The sequence below is a fragment of the Aestuariivirga sp. genome (genome assembly GCF_044238155.1).
In the GTDB taxonomy this organism is placed as follows: domain Bacteria; phylum Pseudomonadota; class Alphaproteobacteria; order Rhizobiales; family Aestuariivirgaceae; genus Aestuariivirga.
On sequence record NZ_JBIIDX010000103.1, the window covers coordinates 1 to 12,960 of the forward strand.

General features: G+C 51.1%; 12 protein-coding genes. 8 read left to right on the top strand and 4 right to left on the bottom strand.

Annotated elements, in window-relative coordinates:
• Positions 1-2: 2 nt before the first annotated feature.
• From ACILRN_RS11405 to ACILRN_RS11435, 7 genes are all read left to right on the top strand, one after another.
• The gene (locus ACILRN_RS11405; protein ID WP_395688396.1) at positions 3-737 is read left to right on the top strand and encodes a creatininase family protein; all 735 of its coding nucleotides are present in this window, start codon (positions 3-5) and stop codon (positions 735-737) included.
• A 9-nt stretch (positions 738-746) separates the two neighbouring features.
• Positions 747-1,634 (top strand): ABC transporter permease, encoded by an 888-nt coding sequence (locus tag ACILRN_RS11410; RefSeq protein ID WP_395688398.1) that lies wholly within the window; start codon positions 747-749, stop codon positions 1,632-1,634.
• Positions 1,634-2,443: an ABC transporter permease gene (locus tag ACILRN_RS11415; RefSeq protein WP_395688400.1), complete on the top strand. Its 810-nt coding sequence runs from the start codon at positions 1,634-1,636 to the stop codon at positions 2,441-2,443. The genes ACILRN_RS11410 and ACILRN_RS11415 overlap by 1 nt, the downstream gene beginning before the upstream one ends.
• A gap of 17 nt (positions 2,444-2,460) precedes the next feature.
• The gene (locus ACILRN_RS11420) at positions 2,461-3,537 is read left to right on the top strand and encodes an ABC transporter ATP-binding protein (protein ID WP_395688401.1); all 1,077 of its coding nucleotides are present in this window, start codon (positions 2,461-2,463) and stop codon (positions 3,535-3,537) included.
• A gap of 346 nt (positions 3,538-3,883) precedes the next feature.
• Positions 3,884-4,933 carry a PotD/PotF family extracellular solute-binding protein gene (locus ACILRN_RS11425; protein WP_395688402.1) on the top strand — a complete coding sequence of 350 codons (1,050 nt, stop codon included), beginning with the start codon at positions 3,884-3,886 and terminating at the stop codon, positions 4,931-4,933.
• A 45-nt stretch (positions 4,934-4,978) separates the two neighbouring features.
• Positions 4,979-6,337: a cytosine deaminase gene (locus ACILRN_RS11430; RefSeq protein WP_395688403.1), complete on the top strand. Its 1,359-nt coding sequence runs from the start codon at positions 4,979-4,981 to the stop codon at positions 6,335-6,337.
• A 203-nt stretch (positions 6,338-6,540) separates the two neighbouring features.
• Complete coding sequence (locus tag ACILRN_RS11435) at positions 6,541-6,756, top strand: hypothetical protein (RefSeq protein WP_395688404.1); 216 nt, start codon at positions 6,541-6,543, stop codon at positions 6,754-6,756.
• Positions 6,757-6,977: 221 nt separating this feature from the next.
• Here the strand turns inward: ACILRN_RS11435 and ACILRN_RS11440 are convergent, their stop codons facing one another.
• Entirely contained in the window at positions 6,978-7,403 is a 426-nt protein-coding gene (locus ACILRN_RS11440; protein WP_395688406.1) for a hypothetical protein, read from the bottom strand.
• Between the two features lie 118 nt (positions 7,404-7,521).
• Here ACILRN_RS11440 and ACILRN_RS11445 point away from each other — a divergent pair, with 118 nt between their 5' ends.
• The gene (locus ACILRN_RS11445) at positions 7,522-8,130 is read left to right on the top strand and encodes a recombinase family protein (RefSeq protein ID WP_395688408.1); all 609 of its coding nucleotides are present in this window, start codon (positions 7,522-7,524) and stop codon (positions 8,128-8,130) included.
• Between the two features lie 178 nt (positions 8,131-8,308).
• On the opposite strand, the gene ACILRN_RS11450 is transcribed toward ACILRN_RS11445, so the two are convergent.
• From ACILRN_RS11450 to ACILRN_RS11460, 3 genes are all read right to left on the bottom strand, one after another.
• Positions 8,309-10,279 carry an alginate lyase family protein gene (locus ACILRN_RS11450; protein ID WP_395688409.1) on the bottom strand — a complete coding sequence of 657 codons (1,971 nt, stop codon included), beginning with the start codon at positions 10,277-10,279 and terminating at the stop codon, positions 8,309-8,311.
• 284 nt (positions 10,280-10,563) lie between these two features.
• Positions 10,564-11,994, bottom strand: coding sequence for a hypothetical protein (locus ACILRN_RS11455; RefSeq protein ID WP_395688411.1), 1,431 nt, complete (start codon positions 11,992-11,994; stop codon positions 10,564-10,566).
• Between the two features lie 144 nt (positions 11,995-12,138).
• Entirely contained in the window at positions 12,139-12,936 is a 798-nt protein-coding gene (locus ACILRN_RS11460) for a hypothetical protein (protein ID WP_395688412.1), read from the bottom strand.
• Positions 12,937-12,960: the final 24 nt, after the last annotated feature.

Consider the following 12,960-nt stretch of genomic DNA (forward strand, 5'->3'; position numbering starts at 1 on the left):
TCCTGCCGGTAGCTGCCATTGAACAGCACGGGCCTCACTTGCCTCTCTCCACAGATGCAACAATTGCCCGAGGCATGATCGGGCATATCGCCAAGGTACTGCCATCCGACCTGCCAGTTGTATTCCTACCTGTACAGCAGATTGGCAAATCAAATGAACATATAGACTTCGCCGGCACACTTACACTTTCCTGGGACAACGCCACCAAGAGCTGGCTTGACATCGGTGAAAGCGTTAGACGAGCGGGCGTCCGAAAGCTGGTTATCGTCACATCGCATGGTGGCAACATACCCATCATGGATGTTGTGGCGCGTGAGCTCCGGATAAGGCACGGCATGCTGGTGGTTGCTACGAGCTGGTCACGACTGGGTATCCCCGAAGGCGTGTTGACCGTTGCTGAAACGTCTTATGGAATTCACGCTGGAGACGAAGAGACCTCCATGATGCTGGCGTTGCAACCGGCGCTGGTGCGCATGGAAAAGGCACTTGACTTCAGATCGGCGCAACAAGCATTTGAACGGGAATTCGAAAAACTGCGCGGACATGGTCTGGTACAGTTTGGCTGGAAGATCGGTGATCTGAGTCGTTACGGCGCAGTCGGGAATGCAGCGGCTGCCACCTCTGAAAAGGGATGGGCAATTATAAAACATCGGGCCACAGGCTTTATTTCCGTCCTCCGCGACGTCCATGGGTTTAGCCTGGACCGCCTCCACGAACAGTTACCGGCCCATGAGTAGATTTAGAAAATGAACAGCAAGGCCAATGACCTGGAGCGCTCCGCAGCACGAGAGGCACGGTTTGGCCTGTTGTTGATCAGTCCAACGGCATTCTATGTCTTGATCTTGATGGCCGGACCACTTCTTGCGATTTCTGCATACTCTCTTCTATCGGTTGAGCCCAGAGGAGCGGGCGGCGCATTAACTCTTGGGAACTATGGCGAGGTCCTGACTGATCCAATCTTTCGCACGATCCTTCTCCGGACCATGGTTGTATCGGTTATTGCAACGTTGGCCACTGTGGCTGTGGCCTATCCAGTTGCCTATTTTGTCAGCTTTCATGTGAGTGCAAGCCGAAAGCCGCTTTGGCTGTTTCTGATCACAATACCCTTCTGGACCAGCTACATCATCAGGGTGTTCCTCTGGAAAGTAATTCTTGGCTATGGTGGTGTCATATCCTCGGCCCTCGAGATCGTCGGCATCACGACCGAGCCAATGTCCTTTATAGTCAATCCAATCATCGCCATGATCTTCACGCTTGCCCATGCATATGCACCATTCGCCATCCTTCCTATATTTGTTGCTCTGGAAAAAATTGACCGATCTTTCTTGGAAGCTGGCCGGGATCTTGGGGAAACCGCGATCGGCACATTTCTGCGAGTTACCCTGCCTTTGTCGATGCCAGGCGTTGTCGCAGCTGCACTGATCGTCTTTATTCCAACTTTCGGTGACTATGTAACGCCCGACCTCATCGCCAGCGGCAAATTCCCCATGATCGCAAATTTGGTCGAAGTCCAGATGCTCAAGCTTAACAACAAAGGGCTTGGGTCCGCTATTGCAATTATGGTCATGCTCGCCATCGTATCTACCAGCTGCTTATTCCTTCTGATGAATCGCAGGATCCTGAGGAACCAGTGATGATCAAGTTTGCTGGCCTTCGCACCTATACGCTTCTGTACTTATTTTTTCTTTATTCACCAATTCTACTGCTTCCTGTTTTCTCCTTCAACGAATCAAGTGTCATTGCTTTTCCGCTGTCTGGTCTAACCACGAGGTGGTTCCTGACAATGTGGGAGGATGATCAGCTTTTGTTTGCCTTGCAAAATTCACTCATCGTTTCGGGATCCACTGCAGTCATTTCAACGATTCTTGGGATTTTTGCGGCGCGGGCAATCACAAGGTACAATTTCCCGCTTAAGAGCGGGCTTGCCGGCATGATTGTGCTGCCCATGGTTTTACCGAATATCATCATTGCCATGTCAATACTGGTTGTACTGCTGACAATTGATATTCACCTTTCGCTATGGACCATCATTTTGGGGCATGTGCTCATTTGCATACCATTTTCGACAGTAATCTTGTCGACGGCTTTCAAGTCGCTTGATAAGTCGTTGGAGGAAGCTGCCTGCGACCTGGGCGAGACACCCATCTCAGCGTTCCGCTTGATAACTCTTCCACTTGTCATGCCTGGAATCGTTTCTTCCATACTGATATGTTTCACGATTTCACTCGATGAATTTGTCATCGCCTATTTTCTTGGCGGAACGAATACGCCACTGGCAGCATATATTTATGGACAGTTCCGGTTTCCGGCGAAGGTTCCCGCGATGCTGGCACTGGGCACGATACTTGTAGCCCTTTCAGTCGTGCTGATTGGAGTGGCCGAACATGTCCGACAGCGTGGTCTTGCCAGAATCGGGGGCAATCAAATGGGGGAGTCCCGGTGAAAGAGGGACAAGCAGTAATGATTGAGCTTCGGGACGTGCATAAGCACTATGGCAACTATCATGCTTTGCGGGGTATCAACGCAACAATACAGGCAGGGGAGTTTTTCTCGCTTCTCGGGCCGTCGGGATGTGGAAAGACCACGCTATTGCGCACGATTGCGGGCTTCGAGATGATCTCGTCCGGGGCGATCTTGATTGATGGAAGGAGCATGGGTTCAGTTCCACCGAATCTCAGACCAACAAATATGGTTTTTCAAAGTTACGCGATTTTTCCACATCTCTCTGTCGAGCAGAATGTAGGCTTTGGTCTCAGACACGATTCACGCTCGCCTGCAGAAAAGGGGCGGGCGGTGGCAGAAGCCCTGGAAATGGTTGGTATGAGAGATTTTAAGGCGAGGAATACGCAGGCTCTGTCAGGTGGCCAACGGCAGCGGGTTGCTCTTGCACGGGCCCTTGTTCTCAAGCCGAAGGTATTGCTGTTGGACGAACCTCTTTCTGCATTGGACAAGAAGATGCGCGAGCAGATGCAGTCAGAGCTTATCAAGCTGCAGCAACAGGTTGGCATTACTTTTGTTCTGGTGACGCATGACCAAGAGGAGGCGCTTGTCATGTCGGACAGAATTGCCGTGATGTTTGAAGGCGAGGTGGCGCAACTTGCGGATCCGCAGACTCTCTATCAGCGGCCTGCTTCAAGGCGTGTAGCAGAATTTGTTGGCACCATGAACTTCTTGTCAGCTGAAGTGATATCAGAGACAGGTGGCATCGTAGAAGTCGATGCTGAGGGTTTTGGCCGCCTGACAATGAGAGGAAGCGAGGTATCCGAACGGCAATCCTCACGTGGGGCGAGCGTGGGATTTCGTCCAGAGGCTTTGACAATTCTCTTTGAGGGTGACGCCGCGCCGGACCGAGAGAGCAACGCCACAGTGGTGGATGTCGTCTATTATGGTGACTTGACTTACTATGATGTGAGACTGGATGGCGCAACCCGTCCGGTCCGTGTCTCGATGCGAAATGTTTTTGGCAGGCCGGTATTGGGTATTGGCATGCCCACCCGGGTGGCGTGGAGCGCTGGTGCGTTGACCCTGTTCCGCTAGCGCTTCTGCTGCCTGAAGCTCCAGTTATGGAGGTCGGTACTGGAAAGCTCTGCCTTTCCGCATTCTCTCATTGCCCGGGTGGTTGGAGTTCTATGTGAGGTGGCGACTGCCTTGCCAAAAGGAAAACTGGGGCGTCGGCATCGATTTTCTTGCGAGAAGCCGGGGGTAAAATATCTAACATGAGTGCAGGTCGGCGCCTGGAGCGGAGAGAGATTGCCGCTCTTCGGGCTGTTGAGCGTGATGATTTGCGAAGCATGCGTTGAGATGACTTGAACCGCTGTGTGGCTCTTGTCCTGGATCTTATCGGGCCGGAGCCACGTTAACCTATCAACAGGAGTGACCTGAGATGAAGAATATAAGGCGATTGCTGTTTGGTTCGTTCCTCTTGGCTTCCCTGGTACCAGCCTATGCTGACGACCCTGGGTTGGTCGTGACGGACTGGCCCGGTTTTGACATTGAGGGGCTTTACACAACCTATAAAGAGAAGTGGGGAGATCGGCCTACTTACTCCTTCGTCACGTCAGACGACGATACGTTCCAGAAGGCCACCTCAGGCTTCGGGGCGGATGTGTCGCACCCTTGTGCAATGATGGTGCCAAAATACCGCGAGGCTGGCCTGATCGAGCCGTGGGATGTATCCAAGATCCCTGAATTCAAGAACATCATGCCAGAGTTTCTGAAATCCAGTGTGATTCAGGACGAGGCGGGAGTTTGGATCATTCCGGCTGACTGGGGCGCCACGGCCATCGCCTACAATACTGAGAAAGTTCCAGCCGATGATGTCGCATCGTTGCAGGTATTCACCAATCCAAAGTATGCGGGCCGCATCACCCTGCCAAATGCCGCGGACGATGTTTGGGCGCTCGCCTATCTCGCGACTGGCGTCACGGATTGGACCAAGGTGACGGAGGAGCAGTTCAATGCTGCGAAAGACTGGCTGCGCAAAGTGCATCCGGGTGTGCGAGCCTACACCAGTTCCGGAAGTGAGCTGGTGCAGCTGATGAAATCAGGCGAGGTTCTCGTGGCCTGGTCCTGGCCAGACGGGGTTGCCCTTCTGCGCAAGGAGAATTTTCCTGTTGGCTACCAGCGCACGCCCAAGGAGGGTGTCACCACCTGGTTTTGCGGCTTGATCAATCTCAAGAATGGAAAGGGAAGCGAAGAAAAGGCCTATGACTATGTCAATTCATGGATCAGGCAGGAAGCAGCTGCTGCGCTGGTCAACAATATTGGATACGGCCATGCCAATGCTGAAGGCATGAAGGCGATTGATCCAAAAATCCTGGAAAATGCAGGGCTGGGCCCCATTGACGGGCCAACCCTTCCACAGCTTCCATTCGATCTTGCTCTCCGGGATCGGCAAGTTGCCGAGTTCGAGAAGATCAAGGCTGGTTTCTGACCGGTCCTTGAGTCTTCGGGTGCAACGCTGTTTGGTGGGTGGCAGATGCAGTCTGAGACACCACTGACTATTCCAGCTGATAGTCGTTTCTTACTGGCAACGTCCCGGGTGCCGGCGGAATTGGTCCTCGACCCTCCCGCCGGCGCCGCTCAGGATCGTGAAGGCGCATTTCTCCTGGATGTACTGGTCGACCGGGGCCAGGTCGCAGGACTTTTTCCTGCTGGCGCCGGGCCGGTGGACGGTTCCCGCATCATGCTTGATGGCCGCCACCTGTGGCCTGCTCTGATCGACATGCATACGCACCTGGACTGCGGGCAGTCCATTCCGCGTGTGCGGTCCGACGGCACCATCCACGGAGGCTTTTCTCAGACTGCAGCAGATTGGCCGCTTTGGACGGATGCGGACCTCTCTCTGCGGATGGAGTTCGGGATTGCCTGTGCCCATGTGCATGGCGTGTCTGCAATCCGCACGCATGTGGACAGTGAAACCCTGTCGCTGTCACAACGCGGCTACAGCGTGTTCGAAAAACTTCGCCACAAATGGGCGGGGCGGGTCGAGTTACAGGCCGTCACTATCGCGGCGATGGAGGCGTGGATTGGTGAAGAGGCCCGTGAACTTGCCGATCTGACGGTCAGCAGAGGCGGCATTCTGGGCGGGGTTACCGATACTCTGGAGCGTGGTGAAAATGGAACCTATGACACGCTGGACCATGCCCTTGACCGCTTGTTTGCCCTGGCGAAGGAACGTGGCCTGGATATCGATCTGCATGTCGATCAGACCAACGATCTTTCCGCTTTCACGATTCCCCAGATTGCCGCTGCGCGCCTGCGAGCCGATTTTCAGGGCCGAGTCGTGCTTGGCCACTGTGTGAACCTCTCGCTGCAGCCGCCTGACGTGATTGAAAAAACACTGGTACTTGCGAAGCAGGCAGAATTGGCTTTCGTCTCGATGCCCACCCCGATGATGTATCTCATGGATCGCAAGCCTGGACGCACGCCTCGCTGGCGTGGCGTTACCGCGGCGAATGAAATTCGGGCTGCTGGCCTGGCCTTGGCGATCGGGGGCGACAATTGCCGAGATGCATGGTTCCCTTATGGCGACCACGACATGCTGGATACGTTGAAGCAAGCCATTCGAATATTTCAGGCAGACGAGCCGCTGACCGGGAGTCTCGCCATGGCCTCACGGGTTCCGGCAGACCTGATCGGCCGGCCTGACCTTGGCAGGCTTGGTGCAGGACTACCGGCCAATCTGATCATTTTTTCTGCACGCAGCCTGAATGCACTCATCTGCCGCGACCAGGCCGATCGGATCGTGCTCTGCAAAGGGCGCCAAGTCACTGATCCGCTGCCCCTGCACCATGAACTCGAACGGGCGCTTGGCTTTTCCTATCGTAGGTCATGATGTTGAAATTCCTGAACCGTGTGTCCCGCGGCAACCGATTCAGACTGCTGCGCTTGAAGACCCGAGACACGCCAGCAGCAGAAGCCCTTAAATGCACCTAGACGATGCATACACATCCACCTAATGTCGTATCTCTTTTCCCGTGCTACACCTTCACCCGAGCCGCTTACTGCGCTTACCTCTGAGCGATTGACTCCTTCGCCTTGCTTCTCCTTGACAAGCTCGGCGCTGCCGACATCGAGGCCCGCAAGGCCTATCTCCGCGCCGTCTTCCAGGAGATCCGCGTCAATGACTGCAAGATCCAGATCACCGGCGACAAGGCTTCTCTCGCAGCCGTCATCGCAAGCCAGCAGACTACTGCTGGAAAAGTTAGTGGTTTTGTTCGCAAATGGCGCACCCGACAGGATTCGAACCTGTGACCTCTGCCTTCGGAGAACGTTGGGTCTATCAGAACATACAACGAAAACAATAGCTTGGCAACACTGTGGACATTTGTGAAGCTTTTGTGCTATTCACAAATCGCCAAAAATCGCCTATTTTCAGGGGTTTAAGCGGAAGAGAAGCGCTATTCCTCCAGCCCTTCAACATTTATAGGAACGAGCAGCCCAGCTTGACTGAACTGCCGAAGACGAAGAGATGCTCACTTCACCCGCCTCAAAACCCAACATGAGGCAAAGCGCTTTTCGGCAGTCACGTGGCTGTAGCAATTATCAATCGTGTTCTCATCGACGACTGTCATGATAGCCGTGCCTTCTTCATCGACCAGGATAATGTCCTTGTTGTTCGGTGAAATAGAGCCGATGAACTGCTCGCTGCGGTTCTTCGACACCCTCTTTCCCACAAAATCATTGCCGCGCTGCTCTTCAAACACCAACATCAACTCAGTCTCTTTGCCCCAGTTCACACCCGAATTGTCGGCGGTGAAATGACCAGTGCTACCGATAAAAATCGGTGAGCTAACACCTTTCCATGTGCCAACCAAGTTAAACGGCTCTTCCGCCAGACTGGACTGCACCATAAGTCCAATAAATGCAGCAGCAAGGGCAACACTCTTAGCATTGATCATTGCAGGTACCTCCCAATTCTATCTGTCCAGTTGCGTAGATGGCTTCGCCGTAGCGAACGGATCTGCTTGTCCAAAACCCTACCGCAACTATATCCAGAATGTAATTGGAGGCAACCCTATGAACTATTCCAAGCCGAAGAAAGTCGCCATCTACGCCCGCGTCTCTACATCAAGCCAAACCGTTGAGAACCAGTTTCAGGAGCTGCGCGAAGTGGCTCAGCGCAATGGCTGGCACATCGTCGCTGAACTCTCTGACAGCGGTATCTCAGGAGCCAAGGGTAGAGACCAGCGCCCAGCATTTGACCAGCTCCTAAAACGAGCCACCAGACGCGAGTTTGACCTGATTATGGTCTGGGCGATTGATAGGCTCGGGCGGTCAATCCAGCATCTCGTCGGCTTTATGAACGACATTCAAGCCATGGGTGTTGACCTGTATGTCCATCAGCAGGCTATTGATACCACCACACCCTCTGGTCGCATGATCTTCAGCATCTTCTCTGCTCTTGGCGAGTATGAGCGCGAATTGATAAGAGAACGCATCATGGCGGGTGAGAAACGGGCTCGGGCTCAGGCTCAGGGTGTGAAGATTGGTCGCCCCAGCAAGTTGAACGATGCGGTTCGCACCTCTGTGAAGCTTCTGTGCGATGGCGGCATGGGCATCAAAGAGATTTCAAAGCGGCTGGAGATTGGTGTGGGCAGTGTTTATAGACTTCTGCAGGTCGCTTAGACTGCTGTTTATAGAGCCGTTACGCATTCAGGCTTGATCCAGCAACTGAAGCTGCTCTTGATCAGATTGCTCGGTATACATTCCAGAGAAAGGCTTCCATTATGAGGCGATATGTTCAAGAAGGTGTGAAGCTCGACATCAGTTGCGAACTGAGTTTTCCAACCCACTAATCCTATCCCTATGCGAAAACAATTGGGCGAAGTCCCCAATGTGGTGTGGGAACAAGAATAATTTTTCGTGTCTCAGTTGGTTCATAAAGTGATTTAAGCGTATCTATCCGAAAATCGTACTCGCGCGAATTGGTGCTATAATCTGAGTGTTGCTTTCGGTTTTCACTACAGAATTGAAGCGCATTTCTCAAGCTCTCATTGTGAACACCCGAAAATCGATAAAGATCAATACCAAATTCACGACAGAGTTGGGAAAGTTCAAACCAGGCTGCGAGATTGAAGAGGCAATAATGAAGAGGCATTGCTCGTCCAATTTCATTGAGCTGAACTGAGAAGGGTCCCAGTTGTTGTCCCAATCGTTCTGCTGCTTGATATGCAATAGAAAACGACCTTGGATAACGATCACAAAAAAGGTCTAGGGTGCCAAATAAGACAGCTGACCACGTCCCTATGTTATTTTTACGTTGGAGTGCCTTTTCCCTAATAGCACAATTATCACAATCGTCTAAGAATAACTGTATCCAATTCTTTATCATTTGAAGTTCGCTGCCTTCCAAAGCTCCACAAATCAAGAGTACTTTAGCTGCACTCACCACATTTATTAACTGACGCAATTCAATGACGCCAACCTCGTTTATTTTATCAGATCTAGGAATTATTTGCGCATAGCGGACGTTTGGATTCATCTTTGTTTTTGAATCGACAAACCAAGATTTTATTAAATTTACTGCTTTTTGCGATAACTGAGGTTGCCTCAGAATTACTCCTCCAACCGAATATGCATAGACGCGCCACGCAAAATTTCTAAATGCTTCCGCATCACTGCACTTCTTTACTCTGTCTTCGTCATTGGTATAGCTGTCGTACTTCAACCCCGCAGATGAGTAGTGAGGAGCCACGGAGTAGTAGTCATGTGTATCGCCGCTTGGTGCGGTGAAGTTCTTGTCTGTAACGAACAGATCTGGCATGATTAAGACTTCGTCTATAAAATGCTTTACACTGCTAAGAGCGTCGTCACTTATTGTTTCTGGAAACCGTGGAAGAAGTTCTTCCTGTACATTTCTGCGCTCATGCGCACTACTCACGTCAATCGAAAATGACAAGTTTTGCACCCCGTAGAAACGGTTGACAAAACGAGCGCTCGACGTTTCTTCTCCAACTCCATTAGTAGGCAAGCGATAAACGAATCCAGCGACGACAAAGTTTTTGAAGTTTGGAGCGGGATAAGGATGTCGTATTTCCCATGATGCTGGGCGCCATTCCTGCCATGGTCCTGGCACACCCAATCGCGCTAAGAGTTCTGCTTTGTTCTGGTTTCCGTATCTCCGCACAGGATCAAACACTTCTTCAGAAGCGCGATGAAATGCGATTTGTGGTTCTTCTTGCGATCCATCTGGAGCATAATCTTCCAAAGACTTCCACTCGTACACACGATACATCTGGATGATAGAAATTTTGTTCGGTTGTTCTTGTGTCACTCCAACTACGAAATTATTCCACCCTTGCTTGGAGAAAATTACCCCTCCGTCTGCAATGACAGACCAATCATAGCGCGATCGACCTAGCTTCAATGCAATGTTTCGCGCCTCATTGATACCCACAAGTCGCTGGGACTTATGTCTGATTTTCCATTCTTCTAGTTGAGCGGCGATGTGCGGATATACTGTTTGCTCTTTGAGAGAGAACCGCAGAGCGACTGGAGCTCCTGTCACATCCAAGAAGGTATTGAAATGAGCATCCACATCGAAAGGTATATCAATGAATTTCTGGTTCCTCTCGCGCAACAAATTAAGAAGTGATGTCTTGTCTTTTCTATCGACAATCTTATTAAGCACCCAGATCTTTTCACACCCCTCGAACTCCTCTTCATTCTCTAGAATATATGAGGTCGTTCTCAAGGTGTTGTCTTGAGAGTGACGAGGAGGAAGCGAGTTTCCTATTATGCGGAAGATGGCGAAGCTGATTGCTTGATTTGTCATATATGCGATTCTGATCCTCGTCATTTTGTATCGTTGCAAATCATTACCTAGAAGTAAGTGATTTCCGAACCCTTGGGAACCGCTTTTCGTCATCGGCTAACCCATTGATTTGTTGCAAATCGATATTCGTATTCTTTCGTAGTTTTCTGAACCCACCATTTTCGGCAACCTTACAGACCAACTGAGCTTCATTTCCAACTGGAAATGACAAATTGCCTACGAATGATGACGAATAGTGTTCGCAGTCTGGGCGGCTGAACTAATAGTACCTAGCTGTACTTACCTTAAATAAGATCTACTAACTTCATTCCATAAGAGTTTTTGTCCTTCAACGGCTTCCAGTTCCTTGCCTTCAGTTCAGCTTTTCGTTCGTCTGTCCTGATGAGCCACTTGCCTCTAAAGACCTCAAACTGGACCTTGTGATGGTCTCTTTTTAACATATCTGCCGTCTTTGCCACATCGGGATGGATATCAACCAGCATCGCTGACTTCGCAGCAGTGCCTTCTTTCTGGTAGAACTCTGCTGTGTTGCCACCCTTCTGTGTTTGGGTGTTCAGCTTGTCCTGTAGGAAGGTGATGAACTCTACAGTAGCCAACCGCTCACGCTTGGAATTCTTGAGCGACCCGTCCGCATTGACCGCATTCAGATCTTCATGAGTTGGGTTCTTCTTCACATCCTTCAGAACATCCAAACTGAGAATGGTGTCCTCGTTGTATCTGCCACGCCAGCGGTAGGGGCAATCGTTGTCAATCAGCAGAGTAGAATAGATGCGGGTATTCACTTTGAATGGGAATTGCGTCTCGGTAGCGGGATGGAAAAACTTGTAACCGAAGCCAGCGATGGGGATGTTCTTATAGCGGTCAACGAAGTCCTCTGCCGCGCGGAAGATGGTTCCATCTCCAACACGAATGCGCTCATTCTGATGTAGCCGATAAAAGGCACGGATATTGTGGTCTATGCACCAGTGACGCTTTTCCTTGAGAACGTCTCGCGCATAATCCCAGCAGGCATTCCTTGCTCGCCCTGGTCCCTTGCCGTGATTACCTTCGGGCAGAACAAGCACATCCTTCGCCCAGTCACATAGAACACGGTATTTGTTGTACTCTTGTGGCTCCACCATCAGGTAGAAGGGGACACCTATATCCCTGAGAGCTGTGGCTGTAAGCGGACCGTATTGAGCCCTCCCCTTGGATATGATGAATATGGGATATCGTGGCTGACTGGTTTCCTTGCGCCCAATCCAAACGAGATTGCGCTTCTCTTTCGGCTTCTGGAACGGAAAGTCTATGCTCTTCGTCTTCTCACTGATGGGCTGCTTTACCAACTCGGCAAAGGCAATCTTGTCAGCCAGCTTTGGAAATGTGACGGTGATGGTGTGATAGACAGACACCTCTTTGTTCTCAAACGGAGGCATGTCCACCCAAGTGCGATTGAAGAAGTCATCCGTATTCCAGCTGCTGCGCTTTGAGTTCTCACGAACAATCTTCTTACGCTCTTCTATGAAGCGCCAGCGTGACTTGGGTACCTTCGTTTTGATTTTGACCGTCTTCATCTTGGGACTCCAACGACCCATGAATCGGATCGTCTTGTGCCGAGAACTCAGCGGGCGCTGGAGCAGCTTTGCAAAACTGTCAGCAGCTTTTCTGTTTGGCAGATGAACCTTGAGCGATGAAATCTCAGGCTTGGACTTTTCGGCTGGCTTCTGTTTCTTCACAGGCTTTAGTTTCTTGGCAGGCGACTTCTCGGCTGCTGGCTTCTTGAGAAGTTTTCGTGTCTTGGGGGCAACCTTCAGAAGATCATCATACTCTTCAGTCTCACGAACAATCTTTCAGCGCGGAATGTTTGCCATGTCGCACCACTATGATCGCTTCGACTTCTTCTTTGCTGGCTTCTTCGCCTTGGGCTTCCGTAGTGCTGCCGAAGGTGAAGCGACATCTTCCTTCTTTTTGTAGGTCGTGGCAATTTTTGTGAGGTTATCGCGCACATCAAACATGTTTGGATTCAGCTTGCCTGTGATAGCTGCGAGAAGCTTCTCGGCATCCTGAAGCTTCACCGCACCAACATGTACACCCGTTCCTCTTTGGAAGCTGTATAGATCACGACTCACATAGATCGTCGCAAGAGGAATGCTGAACTTCTTGTTCTTGCTCTTCGGGGGCTTGGATCCCTTGTTCTGTAGGCGATAGCGGTAGGCTGATATATCTGAGACGCTGGCGCTTGGCGTTATTAGTCCCTCGTCGTCGCCACCTGAGAAGAACAATTTCTCCAGTTCAGAGTCTGAAACAATCTCTTTCAGCAGCCATACCTCGTAAAGTGCGCTTCGTGAGAGCGGAAGCTGGTTCACATATTTACCGCCCCTGAAGTCATTGGCGAAGAAGTTCACGACATTGCCAGCCATCGCGTACTTCGTGAATGAAGACAACTTCCCAAAGAAAACTTGAAGCTCCTGCTTCGTGTACCAGTCCTTAAACTCGGGAGTGTATTGATCCTTTTTCCTGTCCAGATAACGATCACGCAGTCCAGCAGCGTACAAGAACAGGTGGTAGCTGTTCTCTTGAGCAGTTGCCCAGAGTTCCTTCAGCTTCGCCGACAGTCCGTCCTTGAGGGTGAGTTCTGTAGAAGTGGGTATCTGATAGCCGCGATTGCTCTTCACCATGCCCTCCGATTGGGGAATTCTCTA